This window comes from Burkholderia sp. AU45251, from assembly GCF_030482905.1.
Lineage (GTDB): Bacteria > Pseudomonadota > Gammaproteobacteria > Burkholderiales > Burkholderiaceae > Burkholderia > Burkholderia aenigmatica.
Map to the genome: position 1 here is coordinate 1 of NZ_JAUJQH010000084.1, position 738 is coordinate 738.

Sequence of the window (738 nt, forward strand, 5' to 3'; positions counted from 1 at the left end):
GGCAAGACCGCAGTCGTCACGGGCGCCGCGAGCGGCATCGGCAAGGAAATCGCACTCGAGCTCGCGAAGGCGGGCGCGGCGGTCGCGATCGCCGACCTGAACCAGGACGGCGCGAACGCGGTCGCCGACGAGATCGTCAAGGCGGGCGGCAAGGCGATCGGCGTCGCGATGGACGTGACGAACGAGGAAGCCGTGAACAGCGGGATCGACAAGGTAGCCGAAGCGTTCGGCTCGATCGACATCCTCGTGTCGAACGCAGGCATCCAGATCGTCAACCCGATCGAGAACTACTCGTTCTCCGACTGGAAGAAGATGCAGGCGATCCACGTCGACGGCGCGTTCCTGACGACCAAGGCTGCGCTCAAGCACATGTACAAGGACGATCGCGGCGGTGTCGTGATCTACATGGGTTCGGTGCACTCGCACGAAGCGTCGCCGCTGAAATCGGCCTACGTGACGGCCAAGCACGGCCTGCTCGGCCTGGCCCGCGTGCTGGCGAAGGAAGGTGCGAAGCACAACGTGCGCTCGCACGTCGTGTGTCCGGGCTTCGTGCGCACGCCGCTGGTCGACAAGCAGATTCCGGAGCAGGCGAAGGAGCTCGGCATCAGCGAAGAGGAAGTGATCAAGAAGGTGATGCTCGGCAACACGGTCGATGGCGTGTTCACGACGGTGCAGGACGTCGCGCAGACGGTGCTGTTCCTGTCGGCCTTCCCGAGCGCCGCGCTCACGGGCCAGTCG

At 65.2% G+C, this 738-nt stretch carries 1 protein-coding gene; it reads left to right on the plus strand.

Features of this window, described 5'->3' with window-relative positions:
• Positions 1-738 (plus strand): 3-hydroxybutyrate dehydrogenase (locus QZM67_RS39860; protein ID WP_301811977.1); only part of this gene is annotated, 738 nt, incomplete at both ends.